13 protein-coding genes are annotated in these 17,593 nt (G+C 72.1%); 5 read left to right on the top strand and 8 right to left on the bottom strand.

Annotated elements, in window-relative coordinates:
- Nucleotides 1-11 precede the first annotated feature (11 nt).
- Complete coding sequence (locus ACH414_RS30240; RefSeq protein ID WP_398944199.1) at nucleotides 12-1,541, bottom strand: cellulase family glycosylhydrolase; 1,530 nt, start codon at nucleotides 1,539-1,541, stop codon at nucleotides 12-14.
- 267 nt (nucleotides 1,542-1,808) lie between these two features.
- On the opposite strand from ACH414_RS30240, the gene ACH414_RS30235 reads away from it, so the two are divergent.
- The 4 genes from ACH414_RS30235 (at nucleotide 1,809) to ACH414_RS30220 (ending at nucleotide 7,234) form a co-directional block, all read left to right on the top strand.
- Nucleotides 1,809-4,703: a glycoside hydrolase family 48 protein gene (locus ACH414_RS30235; RefSeq protein ID WP_398944197.1), complete on the top strand. Its 2,895-nt coding sequence runs from the start codon at nucleotides 1,809-1,811 to the stop codon at nucleotides 4,701-4,703.
- A gap of 191 nt (nucleotides 4,704-4,894) precedes the next feature.
- Nucleotides 4,895-5,959, top strand: coding sequence for a LacI family DNA-binding transcriptional regulator (locus ACH414_RS30230; RefSeq protein ID WP_382541018.1), 1,065 nt, complete (start codon nucleotides 4,895-4,897; stop codon nucleotides 5,957-5,959).
- Nucleotides 5,940-6,518 carry a SigE family RNA polymerase sigma factor gene (locus tag ACH414_RS30225; protein WP_382541016.1) on the top strand — a complete coding sequence of 193 codons (579 nt, stop codon included), beginning with the start codon at nucleotides 5,940-5,942 and terminating at the stop codon, nucleotides 6,516-6,518. Before ACH414_RS30230 ends, ACH414_RS30225 begins: the two co-directional genes overlap by 20 nt.
- Nucleotides 6,518-7,234: a hypothetical protein gene (locus tag ACH414_RS30220; RefSeq protein ID WP_382541013.1), complete on the top strand. Its 717-nt coding sequence runs from the start codon at nucleotides 6,518-6,520 to the stop codon at nucleotides 7,232-7,234. Before ACH414_RS30225 ends, ACH414_RS30220 begins: the two co-directional genes overlap by 1 nt.
- 54 nt (nucleotides 7,235-7,288) lie before the next feature.
- Here ACH414_RS30220 and ACH414_RS30215 read toward each other — a convergent pair whose 3' ends face one another.
- The gene (locus ACH414_RS30215; protein ID WP_398944195.1) at nucleotides 7,289-8,227 is read right to left on the bottom strand and encodes a poly-gamma-glutamate hydrolase family protein; all 939 of its coding nucleotides are present in this window, start codon (nucleotides 8,225-8,227) and stop codon (nucleotides 7,289-7,291) included.
- 223 nt (nucleotides 8,228-8,450) lie between these two features.
- On the opposite strand from ACH414_RS30215, the gene ACH414_RS30210 reads away from it, so the two are divergent.
- Nucleotides 8,451-9,956 (top strand): alpha-N-arabinofuranosidase, encoded by a 1,506-nt coding sequence (locus ACH414_RS30210; RefSeq protein WP_382541007.1) that lies wholly within the window; start codon nucleotides 8,451-8,453, stop codon nucleotides 9,954-9,956.
- Between the two features lie 111 nt (nucleotides 9,957-10,067).
- Here ACH414_RS30210 and mmsB read toward each other — a convergent pair whose 3' ends face one another.
- From mmsB to ACH414_RS30180, 6 genes are all read right to left on the bottom strand, one after another.
- Nucleotides 10,068-11,297, bottom strand: coding sequence for a multiple monosaccharide ABC transporter permease (mmsB, locus tag ACH414_RS30205; RefSeq protein WP_398944193.1), 1,230 nt, complete (start codon nucleotides 11,295-11,297; stop codon nucleotides 10,068-10,070).
- A 9-nt stretch (nucleotides 11,298-11,306) separates the two neighbouring features.
- A complete protein-coding gene (mmsA, locus tag ACH414_RS30200) occupies nucleotides 11,307-12,881 on the bottom strand; it encodes a multiple monosaccharide ABC transporter ATP-binding protein (RefSeq protein WP_382541001.1) in 1,575 nt (524 codons plus the stop codon).
- On the bottom strand, nucleotides 12,878-13,987 hold the full coding sequence (gene chvE, locus ACH414_RS30195; protein ID WP_382540998.1) for a multiple monosaccharide ABC transporter substrate-binding protein: 1,110 nt from the start codon (nucleotides 13,985-13,987) through the stop codon (nucleotides 12,878-12,880). Before chvE ends, mmsA begins: the two co-directional genes overlap by 4 nt.
- A 3-nt stretch (nucleotides 13,988-13,990) precedes the next feature.
- A complete protein-coding gene (locus ACH414_RS30190; RefSeq protein ID WP_398944315.1) occupies nucleotides 13,991-14,986 on the bottom strand; it encodes a hypothetical protein in 996 nt (331 codons plus the stop codon).
- A 298-nt stretch (nucleotides 14,987-15,284) separates the two neighbouring features.
- Nucleotides 15,285-16,298: a zinc-binding dehydrogenase gene (locus tag ACH414_RS30185; RefSeq protein WP_398944191.1), complete on the bottom strand. Its 1,014-nt coding sequence runs from the start codon at nucleotides 16,296-16,298 to the stop codon at nucleotides 15,285-15,287.
- Entirely contained in the window at nucleotides 16,295-17,449 is a 1,155-nt protein-coding gene (locus ACH414_RS30180) for a mandelate racemase/muconate lactonizing enzyme family protein (RefSeq protein ID WP_382540990.1), read from the bottom strand. Before ACH414_RS30180 ends, ACH414_RS30185 begins: the two co-directional genes overlap by 4 nt.
- Nucleotides 17,450-17,593: the final 144 nt, after the last annotated feature.

Raw genomic sequence — 17,593 nt, 5'->3', positions numbered from 1 at the left:
TGAAGGCCCTTTCAGTGTCCGTTCAGGCTGCGCAGGTGGTCGCGCAGCCCGATGCCGAATGCGGTGGGGGTGCCGTCGTACGAGGTGATCAGGGCGGGCCCGGAGCTGCAGTTCCAGGTGTTCCAGGTCCAGCCGAGATACGACAGGGAACGGTCGTCGAACCACTCCATGACGCGGTCGACGAACGCGTGCCCACAGGTGTTCTCGCCGATCTCGCCCGCCACCAGGGGGACCTGGGCGGCGACCGGGGCGAGGGTGCTGTTCCAGCACGTCTCGTCGGAGCAGGTGTTGAAGTTGTAGACGTGCCAGGCGGCGGCCGTGCGGTCCGCCGGGTCCTTGGGGGCGTACGCGAGCCACTGGCTCAGGTCGTTGGAGTACGCGATGCCGGGCACCAGGAGCAGGTTCTGCGCTCCGGTCGCGCGGACCGCGTCCACCAGGTCCTGCATGCCGGCGACCTCGTAGCCGATGCCGGGGCAGCTGCCGCCGTCGCGCCAGCAGCTCCAGGCCTGGGCGGCGGTGGCGGTCGCCCGGTCCGGATAGGGCTCGTTGAACAGGTCGAAGACCACGCGCCGGTCGTTCTTGAAGGTGTCGGCCACCGAGGTCCAGAACGCCGGGGTGTACCGGGCGTCGGGCATCGGCTTCTGGCAGGTGGCGTGCACGTCGGCGCAGCCGGCGGAGTTGCCGGTGTACTGGCCGTGGGTCCAGTGCAGTTCGACCACCGGCGTCAGGCCGTGCGCGAGCACCCGGTTCACCAGGTCCTTGACGGCGCTGACGTAGGCGGCGCCGCGGTATTCGGGCTTCACGTTGTCCAGGCCGAGCCAGCACTCCTCGTTGAGCGGGATGCGGACGGTGTTGGCCTTCCAGTCGGCGATGGCCCGGACCGAGGCGTCGTCGACGGGGCCGTCGAAGATGCCGTAGCCCTGCACGCACATGAACTCGCCGCCCGAGCGGTTCACGCCGAGCAGCCGGCGGGTGGCGCCGTTCTGGTCGACCAGCCGGTTGCCGCTGACGCCGAGCTCGGGCGCGCCGGGGGCGGGGGTCGGGGGAGTGGGGGTGGGCGTCGGGGCGGGCGTCGTCGGAGTGGGCGTCGGCGTCGGCGTCGGCGTGGGCGTCGGCGTCGGCTCCTGGTTGCAGACCGTGCCGTTGAGCGTGAAGGCGCCGGGGGCGGGGTTGCCGCCCGACCAGGAGGCGAGGAAGCCGGTGGTCGTGCTCGCGCCCGTGGCGAGCGAACCGTTCCAGCTCTCGTTCACGGCCGTGACGCTCGCGCCGGACTGGGACCACTTGGCGCCCCAGCCCTGGCTGACGACCTGGCCGGCCGGAAAGTCGAAGGCGAGCTTCCAGGAGGTCAGCGCGGGGCCGTCGTTGGTGACGGTCACCGCTCCCTGGAATCCGCCGGCCCAGGAGCCGGCGACGGAGTACTGCACGGTGCAGAGCGGTGCGGCCGCGGCTCCTTGGGCCGCACCGGCCACGGCGAGAGCGGTGCTCGCCATGGTGAGCGCCGCTCCCGCGAGCAGCGCGAACAGACGCGGGGGATGTCGCATGAGCGACTCCTTCGGCGAGGGCACGGCCCTGACGGCGTGCCGACGGCATGGAATCGCTCCCACTGGTGGGGCCAGACCGTAGCGTCAACTCGCGCCAAGGAAAAGGGGAGTTCGCCAATTTCCTGCCTCGGGTGCCTTCGACTCTTCACGTGTCTTGACGGGATCTCCTCGGCTCTGCACAGTGGGAGCGCTCCCACTGGTTCAGAGCTTGACCGTGCCCTCGACGGGCACTCCCCCCGCCTCCCGAGCCGCGAGGAGAACCACCGCATGCCCTCCCCACCCCGCAGGCCGCTGATCGCGCTGGCCGCCCTGCTCGCCCTGCCCGCCGGGATGCTCGCCGTCGGACCGCCCGCCCAGGCGGCAGCCGTGCAGTGCAGCGTCGACTACAAGACCAACGACTGGGGCTCCGGCTTCACCGCCGAGCTCACCCTGACCAACCGCGGCACCAGCGCACTCGACGGCTGGACCCTCGGCTACGCGTACACCGGTGACCAGAAGCTGAGCAACGGCTGGAACGGCACCTGGACCCAGTCCGGCAAGACCGTCACCGTCACCAACGCGTCCTGGAACGGCACCGTCGCCGCCGGCGCCGCCGTCACCACCGGCGCCCAGTTCTCGTACACCGGCACCAACACGGCGCCGACCTCCTTCACGGTCAACGGCACCGCCTGCACCGGCGCGCACCAGCCGCCCGTCACGGTCCTCACCAGCCCGGCGCCCGGGGCCGTCTACACCCAGGGCGACGCCGTCCCGCTCGCCGCGACCGCCGCCGCCGCCGACAACGCCACCATCTCCAAGGTGGAGTTCTACAGCGACACCGCCCTGATCGGCACCGACACCACCGCGCCCTACACCCTGGGAGCCACCTCCCTGGCCGCCGGCGCCCACTCCCTCTACGCCAAGGCGTACGACTCCCTCGGCGCGACCGGCGAGTCGGCCCCCGTCGGCATCACCGTCGCCGCGGGCCCCGCCCTGGTCGCCTCGCCCGCGCAGCTCTCCGTACGCCAGGGCACGAGCGCCGGCTTCGGCCTCAAGCTCTCCACCCAGCCGGCCGCGAACGTCACGGTGAGCGTGGCCCGCACCTCCGGCGTCACCGGCCTCACCGCGAGCCCGGCCACCCTCACCTTCACCCCGGCGAACTGGAGCACCGCCCAGCAGGTGACCGTCAGCGCCGCGGGGACCGGCACCGGCACCGCGGTCTTCACCGCGACCGCCCCCGGCCACACCAAGGCAGAGGTCACCGCCACCCAGCTGGCCGCCGAGTCCACCTACGACGCCCGCTTCCTCGACCTCTACGGGAAGATCACCAACCCCGCCAACGGCTACTTCTCGCCCGAGGGCATCCCGTACCACTCCGTCGAGACCCTGATCGTCGAGGCCCCCGACCACGGCCACGAGACGACCTCGGAGGCGTACAGCTACCTCGTCTGGCTCCAGGCGATGTACGGCAAGATCACCGGCGACTGGTCCAAGCTCAACGGCGCGTGGGACACGCTCGAGAAGTACATGATCCCCACCCACGCCGACCAGCCCACCACCTCCTTCTACAACGCGGCCAAGCCCGCCACCTACGCACCCGAGTGGGACCTGCCGTCCCAGTACCCGGCGCGGCTGGACAACTCCGTCACGGCCGGCGCCGACCCGCTCGCCGCCGAGCTGAAGAGCGCGTACGGCACCGACGACATCTACGGGATGCACTGGATCCAGGACGTCGACAACGTCTACGGCTACGGCAACGAGCCCGGAAAGTGCTCCGCCGGTCCGACGGCCACCGGACCGTCGTACATCAACACCTTCCAGCGCGGCCCGCAGGAGTCGGTCTGGGAGACCGTCACCCACCCCACCTGCGACAAGTTCGCCTACGGCGGCACCAACGGCTACCTCGACCTGTTCACCGGGGACGGCTCCTACGCCAAGCAGTGGAAGTTCACCGACGCCCCCGACGCCGACGCCCGCGCCATCCAGGCCGTGTACTGGGCCGATGTCTGGTCCAAGCAGCAGGGCAAGGGCGCCCAGGTCGCCACGACCGTCGGCAAGGCCGCCAAGATGGGCGACTACCTGCGCTACGCCATGTTCGACAAGTACTTCAAGAAGGTGGGCGACTGCGCCGGGCCGACCGCCTGCCCGGCCGGCACCGGCAAGAACAGCTCCCACTACCTGCTGTCCTGGTACTACGCCTGGGGCGGAGCCACCGACACCAACGCGGGCTGGTCCTGGCGCATCGGCTCCAGCCACGCCCACGGCGGCTACCAGAACCCCCTCGCCGCCTACGCGCTGAGCTCCTACGCCCCGCTGAAGCCCAAGTCGGCCACCGGTGCTACGGACTGGGCGACCAGCCTCGACCGGCAGCTGGAGTTCTACCGCTGGCTCCAGTCCGACGAGGGCGCCATCGCGGGCGGCGCCACCAACAGCTGGCAGGGCCGCTACGCCACCCCGCCGGCCGGCACCCCCACCTTCCACGGCATGTACTACGACGAGAAGCCGGTCTACCACGACCCGCCGTCCAACCAGTGGTTCGGCTTCCAGGCCTGGTCGATGGAGCGGGTCGCCGAGTACTACCAGCAGACCGGTGACGCCAAGGCCAAGACCGTGCTCGACAAGTGGGTGAACTGGGCCCTGTCGAAGACCACGATCAACCCCGACGGCACCTACCGCGTGCCCTCCACCCTCCAGTGGTCCGGCGCGCCCGACACCTGGAACGCGACGAACCCCGGCGCCAACGCCGGTCTGCACGTCACCGTCGCCGACTACACCGACGACGTCGGCGTGGCCGCCGCCTACGCCAAGACCCTCACCTACTACGCGGCCAAGTCCGGCCACGCGGAGGCCAAGCGGATCGCCAAGGCCCTCCTCGACGGCATGTGGACCCACTACCAGGACCCGCTCGGCATCGCCGTCCCGGAGACCCGCGCCGACTACAACCGCTTCGACGACCCGGTCTACGTCCCCAGCGGCTGGACCGGAACCATGCCGAACGGCGACAAGATCGACGCGTCCTCCACGTTCACCTCGATCCGCTCCTTCTACAAGAACGACCCGGCCTGGCCGAAGATCGAGGCCTACCTGGCGGGCGGCGCCGCCCCCGTCTTCACCTACCACCGGTTCTGGGCCCAGGCGGACATCGCCCTGGCCATGGGCTCGTACGCGGAGCTGCTCGAATAGCAGCCGCCCCGCCACAGCGGGCAGCTGCGCGTACGACGAGGCCGGGCGGACCCGCGGGAGGGTCCGCCCGGCTCTCTTCCGTTCCGCCCGGTCACAATTCGGGCCGTGGACGATAGGGTCGGGGACCACAGGAATCGAAGCGCTTCCCCTCGCGCGGGGCGGACTTCACGAAGAACGGGGCGGAGAAGAGCATGGTCACCCTCGCGGACGTCGCACGCCACGCCGGAGTGTCGGCCAGCACCGTCAGCTACGTGCTGAGCGGCAAGCGGTCCATCTCCGCCGCCACCCGAGAGCGCATCCGGCAGAGCATCGACGAGCTCGGCTACCGCCCGCACGCCGGGGCCCGCGCCCTCGCGAGCAGCCGCACCAACATACTGGCCCTGATGATGCCGCTGCGCACGGACATGTACGTGCCCGTGCTCATGGAGATCGCGATGGCCGTCACCACCACGGCCCGCACCCACGGATACGACGTCCTGCTGCTCACCGGCGAGGAAGGCCCCGAGGCGATCCGCCGCGTCGAGGGCAGCGCGCTCGCCGACGCCCTGATCGTGATGGACGTCGAGCTCGACGACCCCCGCCTGCCCTACCTCACGTCCACCGACCGGCCCGCCGTCCTCATCGGCCTGCCCGCCGACACCGAGGGACTGAGCTGCGTCGACCTCGACTTCGAGGCCGCCGGCGCCCAGTGCGTCGACCACCTGGCGGCGCTCGGGCACCGGCAGATCGCCGTGCTCGGCGAGCCGCCCGCCGTCTACGCCCGGGGGACCGGCTTCGCCGAGCGCACCCTGCGCGGACTGCGCGCCGCCGCGGCCGAGCGGTCCGTGTCGCTGCTCCACCGGCCCAGCGACGGGGGCCACGCCGCCGTCACCGCGACCGTCACCCGCATCTTCGAGGAACGCCCCGGCACCACCGCCCTCGTGGTCCAGAACGAGGCCGCGATCGAGCCGCTGCTCACCCTGCTGCGCCGGGAGGGGCGGGCCGTGCCCGAGGACGTCTCCGTCTTCGCCGTCTGCGCGGGCCAGGCCGCCGCCCAGGCCTCCGTACCGCTCACCTCCATCGGCCTGCCCGCCCAGGAGATGGGCCGGCAGGCCGTCGAGCGGCTCTTCGCCCACCTCGAAGGACAGGAGCCGCCCGGCGTCGTCCTGCTCGCCCCCGAGACCGTCGACCGCGGCAGCACGGGGCCGGCCCCCGCGGCAGCGCCCGCGGGCCGGGACGCGGGGGAGAGGGACCGGGGTGGCCGCGGTTCCCGATGAGCGCACGGCGAGCGGCCCCGGCCGCGCAGGCGTCGGGGCCAGGGGGGACGACGCCGTCGAGTTCCGCGCCTTCTTCGAGCGTCACTACGCCGAACTCGCCCGGTTCGCACATCTGTTGAGCGGCGAGGCCGAGGCCGCGGACGACCTCGCCGCCGACGCGATGGTGGCCCTCTGGCACCGCTGGGACCGGGTGCGCGACGCCGACCGGCCGCTCGCCTACGCCCGCGGGGTCGTCGCCCACCTGGTCCGCAGCCGCATCCGCAGCGCCGTCCGCGAACGGCGCCGGATCGCGCTGTTCTGGGACCGCCGCTCCGAGCGCGTCGACGACCCCGACGTCCCGGCCGTCGTCGACGTGCGCACCGCGCTGCGGGCCCTGCCGTTCCGCAAACGCGCCTGTGTTGTGCTGCGGCACGCCTTCGACCTCTCCGAGCGGGACACCGCCCTGGCCCTGGGGATATCCGTCGGCACCGTCAAGAGCCAGACCTCCAAGGGCATGGCCGAACTCCAGCGCGCCCTCGGGCCGGGCGCGGCCTCGGAACTGGCCGGAAGGCACGTGTGATGGAAGAGCCGACGACGCGCCGGGAGGCCGTGGCGTCCCCCGAAGAGGTACGGGCACGCCTGCGCGAGGCGGCGCACGCCCATGCGCCCGACCGGGCCCGGATGCTCGCCCGGGTCGAGCGCGGCACGACCGCGGAGCCCGGTGCCCGCCGGGGCCCGGCCCGCCCCTCCGTGCGCGCCGTACGCCCGGTGCTGAGGGCTGCCGGCGCGGCCCTGGCGGTCGCCGCGGTGCTCGCCGCCGGGTACACCGTGACCACCCTTGCCCGGCCCTCCGGGCCCGCCGCCCCGGCCGCGACCGCTCCGGCCCGGCCCCTGCGGCTGACCGCCACCGGTGTGATCGACCCCGGCAGCAACCGCTACTGGGCCCAGAGCGACCTCGCCCTGACCACCCCGGCGCCGCTGACCGCCCTCACCGTCGAACTGCGCATCGCCCAGACCGGCGGCGTCGCCGACACCGGCAACTGGCGCACCCTGCCGGCCGAGGACTTCACCGTCTCCGTACGGGCGGAGCGGGAGCACCTCGTCTACCGCTGGACCCTCAGGCCCGGCCGTACCGCGCCCGCGGGCCGGCACGTCTTCGCCGCCCAGTACAACCACGCCGAGGGCCCGCGGGACTCCGGCGCCGACACGTACAAGGTGACCGCGACCGCCGCCGACGCCCGACAGGGCGGCGCGTACGGCGGCTTCGCGCCCCACACGGAAGGGCCGCCACGTTGACGTTCGACGGCCCTTCCGGGGGCGGCCCGGGGGAGAGCCCGCCGGGACCGGGGGTCACGCTTCCGGGTAGAGGGCGTCCTTGCCGCGCTCGTGGTAGTCGATCGCCTGGCGCACGGCGGTGACGAACGCGTTCCAGAAGTGCTCCGCGTAGGCGTTCGTGGAGGAGTTCTGGCCGTAGCTGGACATCCGGCCGCTCACGCCCTGGTTCCAGATGCCGAACATCGCCGAGCGCAGGGCCGTGGAGATCTCCAGCTGGGCACCGGCGCCGGTCCGGGTCCGGTTCACGATGTTCGAGGGCGAGTTGCCGTCGATGCCCGGGTCGGTGCCGTTCATCGTGATGGTCACGTTCATCGTGGCGTCCGCGTAGCCGCTCTTGAGCCCGTTGGCCCTGAAGGCGGCGGCCAGGTTCCGCTTCAGCCGCTCGTCGAGGCCGCCGATGACGATCTCCTTGTTCACGGCGTCCTCCTTGCCGTGCACGGACACCGCGTACAGGTTGTTCGTACACACGGCGAGCGCGGCCGGGTCGTCGCAGCCGGTCGAGGTCACGTGCTGCGCCGCCGAGTTCTGCAGGGCCTCGAACATCCAGAAGTCGCGCTGCGGCTCGTCGGCGATCGCCGCGGTGCCGGGTATCGACGGGTCCGCCGGGTCGGTGGACGCCGCGAAGGGCGTGTAGCCGGCGATGCGCATGCACAGCTCGCTGGTGCCGGGCTCGATGCCGCCGCCGTGCGGCGCGATGATCGCCGTGCTGCGCACGACGGAGCTGCCGCCGCGGAGGTTGTCCGTCAGCTGGAGCGGCGGGCCGACGCGGAAGCGGCGGACCCAGTCGGTGCCCTCCTTGCTCGCGGTCTTGGTGTACAGCTCGGAGTTGGAGTCGGGCGTGGCGACCGCGGCGGCCGGGGTGGCGCCGCTCCCGACGACGGCGTTGAGGGTGGGCAGGGCCGCCGCGGCGGCGACGGCGGAGGCGAGGACGGAGCGTCTGCTGGTGTTGTTCATGGGGTGATCTTGCACCGGCGCCCCGGCGACCTCGTCCGCGGGGTGCCCCTGAACATGACAAGCCCTGAACGGTCCCGCCGGGCGGCCGGCGGCAACCTTCTCGCCGTCGGCGGCGACCGTCAGTCGGGCCGGCAGTCGCGCATCCCTGCCGACGGGCCAGCGGTCTCGGCGCGTCGAAACCGTGCCGTCCGGCTCCACCCCCTTCACGTACGGAAAGGCACCCATGTCCCGCACCGCACGTTTCACCCTCCACCCCGCCTTCACCGTGGGCCCGGTCGACCCGCGTCTCTTCGGCTCGTTCGTCGAACACCTCGGCCGCTGCGTCCACACCGGCATCCACGAGCCCGGCCATCCGGCCGCCGACGAGGACGGACTGCGCACCGACGTCCTGGAGCTCGTCCGCGAGCTGGGCGTCACCGTCGTCCGCTACCCGGGCGGCAACTTCGTCTCCGGCTACCGCTGGGAGGACGGCACGGGCCCGGTCGCGCTGCGGCCGCGCCGCCTCGACCTGGCCTGGCGCTCGACCGAGAGCAACCGTTTCGGCATCTCGGAGTTCATGACCTTCCTGCGGAAGGCGGGGCCCGGAACGGAGCCGATGATGGCCCTCAACCTCGGCACCCGCGGGGTCGCCGAGGCCCTGGACCTCCTCGAGTACGCCAACCACCCCGCCGGCACCGAACTCGCCGACCGCCGGATAACCCACGGCGACAAGGAGCCCTTCGGCATCCGGCTGTGGTGCCTCGGCAACGAGATGGACGGCCCCTGGCAGACCGGCCACAAGACGGCCGAGGAGTACGGCCGGCTCGCCGCCGAGACCGCCCGCGCGATGCGGCAGTTCGACCCGGAGCTGGAACTCGTCGTCTGCGGCAGTTCGCACCGCTCCATGGAGACCTTCGGCGCCTGGGAGGCCACCGTCCTCGCGGAGACCTACGAGCTGGTCGACCACGTCTCCCTGCACGCCTACTACCAGGAGACGGACGGCGACCGGGACTCCTTCCTCGCCTCCGCGGTCGACATGGAGAGCTTCATCGAGGACGTCGTCGCCACCTGCGACCACGTCGGCGCCCGGCTGAAGTCGTCGAAGCGGCTCACCCTCTCCTTCGACGAGTGGAACATCTGGTACCACGGGCGTCCCAACCCGCACCCCGTCGAGGACTGGCAGGAGGCCCCACGCCTCCTGGAGGACGTCTACACCGTCACCGACGCCGTGGTCCTCGGCTCGCTCCTCATCGCGTTGCTGCGCCACGCCGACCGGGTGGCGGTCGCCTGCCTGGCGCAGCTCGTCAACGTGATCGCGCCCATCATGACCGAGCCCGGCGGGCCCGCCTGGCGCCAGACGACCTTCTTCCCCTTCGCCCAGGCCTCCCGCCACGGCAGGGGCACCGTGCTCGACGTACGGGTGGACGCTCCCCGGCACGAGACACGGGTGCACGGGGAGGTGCCCCTGCTGCACGCGACCGCCGTGCGCGCGGAGGACGGCACGGTCACCGTGTTCGCCGTGAACCGGGACCGGCACGCCCCGCTGCCGCTGGAGGTGGTGCTGCACGGCCTCGGTCTCACCCGGGTCGTCGAGCACACCGCCCTGGCCGACGCCGACCCCGACGCCCGCAACACCGCCGACGCGCCCGACCGGGTCGTCCCGCACCCGGTGAGCGGTGCCGGCCTCGCCGACGGTGTCCTGAAGGCGACCCTGGAGCCGCTGTCCTGGAACGTCATCAGGCTGGCCTGACCATCGCCGGCCGGGGGAGGTGCGGAGGAGGGCGAGACGCCGCCCTCCTCCGCACCCCCCCGTCAGACCGGTGACCCGTTGGGCCCTGTGCGCCGGTCGTACCCGCCGGTGTCAGCGACCCGAGCGGCGCTTGTTCCACACGTCGAAGCCGACCGCCGCGAGCAGCACCAGTCCCTTGATGACCTGCTGGTAGTCGGTGCCGATGCCGACGAGCGACATGCCGTTGTTGAGGACGCCGAGGACGAGGCCGCCGATGACGGCGCCCATGACCGTGCCGACCCCGCCGCTCATGGACGCCCCGCCGATGAACGCGGCGGCGATCGCCTCCAGTTCGAAGTTGAGGCCGGCCTGCGGGGTACCGGCGTTGAGCCGGGCCGCGTAGACACAGCCGGCGAGGGCGGCGAGCACGCCCATGTTCACGAACACGAGGAAGGTGACCCGCCGGTCCTTGACGCCGGAGAGCTTCGCCGCCGCCTTGTTCCCGCCGAGCGCGTACACATGGCGCCCGACGACCGCGTTGCGCATCACATAGCCGAGGCCGATGAGCAGCGCGCCCATCACGAGCATGACGACGGGCACGCCGTGGAAGCTCGCCAGGGTGAGGGTGAAGGCGACGACGGCCGCCGTGATGGCCACGCACTTGAGGACCCAGAGCCCGGTGGGCGGCACGTCGAGCGCGTACTCCACCTGCCGCCTGCGGCTCTGCCACTCGCGGACGAGCAGGAGCACGACCGCCGCGAGGCCGAGCAGCAGCGTGGGGTTGTGGTACTGCGTGTACGGGCCCATCTCGGGCAGGAAGCCCTTGGCGATGTTCTGGAAGCCGTCCGGGAACGGCGCCAGCGAGCGGCCCTCCAGGAAGATCTGGGTGAGCCCGCGGAAGAGCAGCATCCCGGCGAGCGTCACGATGAACGACGGGATGCCGAGATAGGCGATGAAGTAGCCCTGCCAGGCGCCGGCGACCGCGCCGACCAGCAGCGAGATCACCAGGGCCAGGACCCACGGCATGTCGTGGCGCACCATCTGGACCGCGGCGAGGGCGCCGACGAAGGCGGCGAGCGAGCCCACGGACAGGTCGATGTGACCGGCCACGATCACGATCATCATGCCCATGGCCAGGATCAGGATGTAGCTGTTCTGCTGGATCAGGTTGGAGACGTTGTTGGGCAGCAGCAGGGTGCCGTCGGTCCATATCTGGAACAGCACGACGAGGAAGGCGAGCGCGACGAGCATGCCGTACTGGCGCATGTTGGCCCGCAGCCCCGCGAGGAGCAGTGCCCCGGTGGACGCTCTGGCCTGCCCGGACGTCATGGTGTCCTCGGCGGAAGGGGTCGTGGTCGTCATGTCGGGGCCTCAGCTTCCGCTCAGGGTCATGTGGCGCATCAGGGTTTCCTGGGTGGCGTCGGCGCGGGCGACCTCGGCGGTCAGCCGGCCCTCGGCCATGGTGTAGATCCGGTCGCACATCCCCAGGAGCTCCGGGAGCTCCGAGGAGATGAAGAGGACGGCCCGGCCCTCGGCGGCGAGCCGGTCGATCACCGTGTAGATCTCGTACTTGGCGCCGACGTCGATGCCGCGGGTCGGCTCGTCGAGGATCAGCACCCGTGGGTCGGCGTGGATCCACCGGCCGAGGACGACCTTCTGCTGGTTGCCGCCGGACAGCCGGCCGACCTCCTCCAGGACGGTGGGGGTCTTGATGTTCAGGCTGTCGCGGAACCCTTCGGCGACGCTCCGCTCCCGGTGCTCGTCGACGACCCCGCGCCGCCGCATCCGGTGCAGCGAGGCCAGCGAGATGTTGCGGTGGACGGTGTCGATGAGGTTGAGGCCGTACTGCTTGCGGTCCTCGGTGACGTACGCGAGGCCCGCGGCGATGGCGTCGGGGACGTTCGCGATGCCCCGCTCGTGCCCGTCGACCGCCACCGTGCCGGAGACGTACTGCCCGTAGGAGCGCCCGAACAGCGACATGGCGAGCTCGGTGCGGCCCGCGCCCATCAGTCCGGCGATCCCGACGATCTCGCCGCGGCGCACGGTCAGGGAGACGTCGTCGACGACGGTGCGCCGACGGTCGACGGGGTGGCGGACGGTCCAGCCGCTCACCCGCAGCGCCTCCCGTCCGGCCTCCTCGTGGGTGCACGCGGTCCGCTCGGGGAAGCGGCGGTCGAGTTCCCGGCCGACCATGCCGCGGATGATCCGCTCCTCGGAGAGCTCGGGCTCGGCGTCCGGAGTGGCGCGGACCGTGAGGGTCTCGACGGTCCGGCCGTCGCGCACCACGGTCACGGTGTCGGCGATCCGGCGGATCTCGCCCAGCTTGTGGGAGATGACGACACAGGCGATGCCCTGGGAGCGCAGTTCCAGGACCAGGTCGAGCAGGGCCGCGCTGTCGGCGTCGTTGAGGGCGGCCGTCGGCTCGTCCAGGATGAGCAGCTTGACCTCCTTCGCCAGTGCCTTGGCGATCTCCACCAGCTGCTGTCCGCCGACGCCGAGTTCGGACACCGGGGTGTGCGGCCGCTCGCGCAGTCCGACCCGCTTCATCAGCCGCTGGGCCTCGCGCAGGGTGCCCGGCCAGTCGACGACTCCGTGGCGGGTGCGCTCGTTGCCGAGGAAGATGTTCTCGGCGATGGAGAGCTGGGGGACGAGCGCCAGCTCCTGGTGGATGATGACGATGCCGTGGCGCTCGCCGTCGCGGATGTCGCGCAGGGCGAGCGGCTTGCCCTCGAAGTGGATCTCGCCCGTGTAGCTGCCGTGCGGGTGGACGCCGCTGAGGACCTTCATCAGGGTGGACTTGCCCGCGCCGTTCTCCCCGCACAGGGCGTGGATCTCGGCGGGCCGGACGGTCAGTCGCACTCCGTCCAGGGCCTTGACACCGGGGAAGGTCTTGGTGATGGACCGCATCTCCAGGACGGGCGTCCCGTCGGCGGGCGGCCGGGTCATGAGAGCTGTCCCGCGGTGAAGTAGCCCTCACGGACGAGGAGTCGGGTGTTGGTCCGGTCGATGCTGACCGGGTCGAGGAGGAACGCGGGGACGATCTTCTTCCCGTTGTCGTAGTCCTTGACGTTGTTGACCTCTGGCTTGCGCCCGTTGAGGACGGCGTCGCCCATCGCGACCGCCTGCGCGGCCAGCTTGCGGGTGTCCTTGAAGACGGTCTGGGTCTGCTCCCCGCGGATGATCGACTTCACCGAGGCGAGCTCGGCGTCCTGTCCGGTGACCACCGGCAGCGGCTGCCCCGCCGTGCCGTAACCGGCGCTTCTCAGTGCCGAGATGATGCCGATGGACATGCCGTCGTACGGGGAGAGGACCGCGTCGATGCTCTCCTCGCCGTAGTTCTTGCTGATGAGGTCGTCCATCCGCTTCTGGGCGGTGCCGCCGTCCCAGCGCAGGGTCGTCGCCTGGTTCAGCTGGGTCTGCCCGCTGCGGACGACCAGCCGGCCGCTGTCGAAGTAGGGCTTGAGCACCTTCATCGCGCCGTTCCAGAAGTAGCGCGTGTTGTTGTCGTCGGGGGAGCCCGCGAAGAGCTCGATGTCGTACGGCTTGCCGCCGCCCTTGCCGGGCGCGCCGAGCTTCAGCCGGTCGACGATGTACCGCGCCTGGAGCTCGCCGACCCGCTCGTTGTCGAAGGAGGCGTAGTAGTCGACGTTGGCGGTGCCCATGATGAGCCGGTCGTACGAGATCACGGGGATCCCGGCGTCGTGGGCGCGCTTGAGCACCTCGGTGAGGGCCGCGCCGTCGATCGCCGCGACCACCAGGAGCCGACGGCCCTTGGTGATCATGTTCTCGATCTGGGCGATCTGGTTCTCGACCTTGTCGTCGCCGTACTGGAGGTCGGTCTCGTAGCCGGCCTTCTGAAACTGCTTCGCCATGTTCTCGCCGTCGGCGATCCAGCGTTCCGACGCCTTGGTGGGCATGGCGAGGCCGATCGTGCCGCCCTTGCCGGTGTCGGGCTTGTAGCGGCTGCCGCCGCGGGCCTCCTGGCCGCAGCCGGCCAGGAGGGTGGCGAGCAGTGCCGCCGCCGCGGCGGCGCGCAGGGTGCGGGTGCGCATGGGTCAGTTCCCTTCGGTCGCGGGGAATCGCCGCAGCTCGCCGGGGAGCCGGGAGCCGAGCGGGGACATGCCGCCGTCGGCGCCGTGCCGGGCCAGCAGGTCGAGGACGAGCCGCCCGCGGCGCACCCGCTCGCGCGCGGTGGCCAGGGCGTGTTCGCGCAGATGGGCGCCGTACGGGTAGATGCCGGCCGAGCGGCTGAGGCCGAACTTGAGGTAGAGCGGCGCGCCGCGCCGGATCAGCTCGGCCGCCTCGTACATGCGGACGTAGCCGCCGAGGTCGTCCGGGGCCTCCACATAGAGGTCCATGGGGGCGCGGCTGACCCGGCGGATCTCCGTCAGATGGGCCAGGGTGAGGTCGGAGGGCACGTTGAGGGAGTCGGCGCCGAGCTGCTCGTACACCGCGTACGAAGCCGGGTTGACCGGTCCGATCAGCGCGGACACCTTGAAGGTGGTGTCGGCGGGCAGCACGCCGGCCGTGCGCAGCCGGTGCAGGGTCCACAGCACGCCCTCGTCGGCGACGAGCAGGCAGCGCACGCCGAGCTCCGTGGCGCGCAGGGCGTCCTCGACGCACCCGGCGAGGGCGTCGTGGCCGCGGGCCCGCAGACCCGCCCCGCCGGAGTCGGTGCGGGTCGCGGCGCCGATGTCCCAGGAGCCGCGCGGACCGGTGAACAGGCAGAGCTCGACGGAGCGTTCCGCGCAGGCCCCCACCATCTCGGTGATCTCGTCGTCGGTGAGCATCCACACGCCGCTGCCCTGGCTGACGCGGTGCACCGGGACATCGAGCCGGGTGCTCTCCTTCAGGACCGCGGCGAGTGCCTCGGGCCCCTCGACGGAGGGGATCTCCGTGCGCCAGGTGCCGCCGTCGGGGAAGGCGTGCGGGGAGGCGTCGGCGGGCTCGGCCGCGGGCGCGGGGTGGCCGATCCGGTCGAGTGCGGCGGCGCCGGGGAGCCGGGGCGGGGGCGGGTTCGACGGCGCGGGCGCGGTCGGGGGGACGATCACGGACACGGGAGGCTCTCCTGCTCTGTTCGGTATGTCGAACGATGTTCGTGAGGGCTGGCGTAGGGCGGTACGGGAAGGGCGTGGGCGCTGGACTCGCCGGCCCTCGGGGCGCTGGGGCGCTGGGGCGCCAGCGCGCTCGGGCGTGCGGCCGTGGGTGTGGGGCCCTGGGCGTGGGGCCCTGGGCGTGGGGCCCTGGGCGTGACGTCCGTGGGGGTGCGGTCCTGGGCGTCACGGCTGTGGGCGTGTGAGGGTTGTGGCGTGCGGCCGTGGGCGTGACGGCCGTGGGCGTGGGCCCCACTCAGGGCAGCAGCAGCACCTTTCCGGTCTGCGGATCGCCGCCGCCCACCAGGGCGAGGGCCTCCGCGAACCGCTCCAGCGGGAACTCGTGGCTGACCAGCGGACCGGGGTCGAGCAAGCCGAGACCGAAGGCGCGCACCGCCTCGGCCCAGTCCGCCGAGGACGCGCCGAAGACGCTGCGCACCTCCAGCTGGCTGACCGAGAGGTGGACGGGGTCGATGCCGACGGCCCCGGCGGCGAACATGCCCGTCAGCACCACCCGCCCGCCCCGGCGGGCCAGCAGGCAGGACCCGGCGGCCGTGGCCGGGGCGCCGGCCGTCTCCACCACCAGGTCGAAGCGGCCGTACGCGTCGCGCTCGGCCTCCTTCGGCTCCATGACCCCGCTCGCGCCGTGCCGCAGCGCCTGCTCCCGGCGCGCCGACCGCGGTTCGACCACGGTCAGTTCGGCCGGCGAGGACGCGGCGAGCAGCTGGACCGCGAGCAGGCCGAGGGTGCCGGCGCCGACGACCGCGACACGCGTCCCGGGGCGCGGGCGCCCGGCCCGTACCGCGGCGGCGACCACCGCGGCCGGTTCGAGCAGGGCGGCCGCCCGCAGGTCCGTGCCCTCGGGCAGCGGATGCAGCAGCCGCGCGGGCACGAGCAGATGGTCGGCGAAGGCCCCCGGCTCGGTGAAGCCGGTCTCCGCGTAGCCCGCGGTGCACAGGCTGGTCTCCCCGTGGCGGCAGCGCTCGCACACCCCGCAGGACCGGAAGCCCTCCGCCACGCACGGGCGCCCGACGAGCGCCGGGTCCACGCCCGGTCCCGCCGCCTCCACCGTGCCCGCCCACTCGTGGCCCGGCACGACGGGATAGCGGACATAGCCGGGGGCGCGGTGCCCCTCGTAGAGCTCGCGGTCGCTCAGGCAGATGCCCGCGGCGGCCACCCGGACCCGCACCTCGCCCGGCCCGGGCTCGGGCACCTCGCGGGTGACGAGCCGGTGCTCCCCGGGAGCGAGGACCTCGACGGACCGGCTCACTTCGGGGCCCTCCGCTCCCAGCCCTCGGCCCACAGGTCGAAGTGCGCCCGCTGCTGCGGGAAGGCGGCCGCGGCGTCCACGTCCAGCTCCACGCCGAGACCCGGCGCGTGCGAGATCTCGAAGCAGCCGGTCTCCGGGTCGACCCGCGGCGCGCCGTGCACGATCTTGGTGATCTCCGCGTCGGCGAAGTCGTTGAAGTGCTCCAGGATCTTGAAGTTCGGCGTGCAGGCCGCGAGTTGGAGCGAGGCGGCGGTGAGCACCGCGCCGCCCACGTTGTGCGGGGCGACCATCATGTAGTGGGTCTCGGCGGTGGCGGCGAGCTTGCGGGACTCCAGGATGCCGCCGATGTGTCCGAGGTCGGGCTGGATGACGTCGACCGCCTGCGATTCGAAGAGTTCGCGGAACTCGATCCGGTCGTGTATCCGCTCGCCGGTCGCGATCGGCAGGTCCACCTTGTCGGCGACCTTCCGCAGCGCCTTGAGGTTCTCCGGCGGGACCGGCTCCTCCAGCCAGGCCGGCCGGAACGGCGCGAGCTCGTGGGCCAGCCGTACCGCCGTGGCGGGGGAGAAGCGCCCGTGCATCTCCACCATCAGCTCGGTGTCGGGACCGATCGCGTCGCGGACCGCCTCGATCAGCGACACCGCGTACCGCGACTTCTCGGCGTCGAGCTCGAGGTGCCCGTCGCCGAACGGGTCGATCTTCAGGGCCCGGTAGCCCCGCGCCACCACCCCCCGGGCCGCCTCGTGGTAGGCCTCCGGGGTGCGCTCGGTGGTGTACCAGCCGTTGGCGTAGGCCTTGACGCGGTCGGTCACCTTCCCGCCGAGCAGCTGCCACACGGGCACGCCCAGGGCCTTGCCCTTGATGTCCCAGCAGGCCGTCTCGATGACGGCGATGCCGGACATCACGATCTCGCCGGCCCGCCCGTAGTCGCCGTACTTCATGCGCCGGACGAGGTCCTCGACCGCGAAGGGGTCCGAGCCGGCGATGTGGTTGACCTCCGCCTCGCGGAGGTAGCCGAGGAGGGCGTCGGTGTGCCCGAGCATCCGGGTCTCGCCGACACCGGTCAGGCCCTCGTCGGTATGGACCAGGACGTAGGTGAGATTGCGCCAGGGCGTTCCGACGACATGAGTGGTGATTCCCGTGATCCGCACGGTAGTTGCTCCCCGCCTGTTCGAAATTTCGAAACGTGTTCGGAATGGTGGCGTGAAGGTATTCAGGCCTCCGACGGGGTGTCAATGGGCGCGGCCGTGTCGTATGTTCGTTAGGCCGGACAGCGATCGGTATTTCGAACGAGC

This window comes from Streptomyces sp. NPDC020422 (assembly GCF_044386705.1).
Classification (GTDB): Bacteria; Actinomycetota; Actinomycetes; order Streptomycetales; family Streptomycetaceae; genus Streptomyces.
Note: the sequence above shows the minus strand (reverse complement) of the source record. Positions and strands in the feature narration are given on the sequence as shown.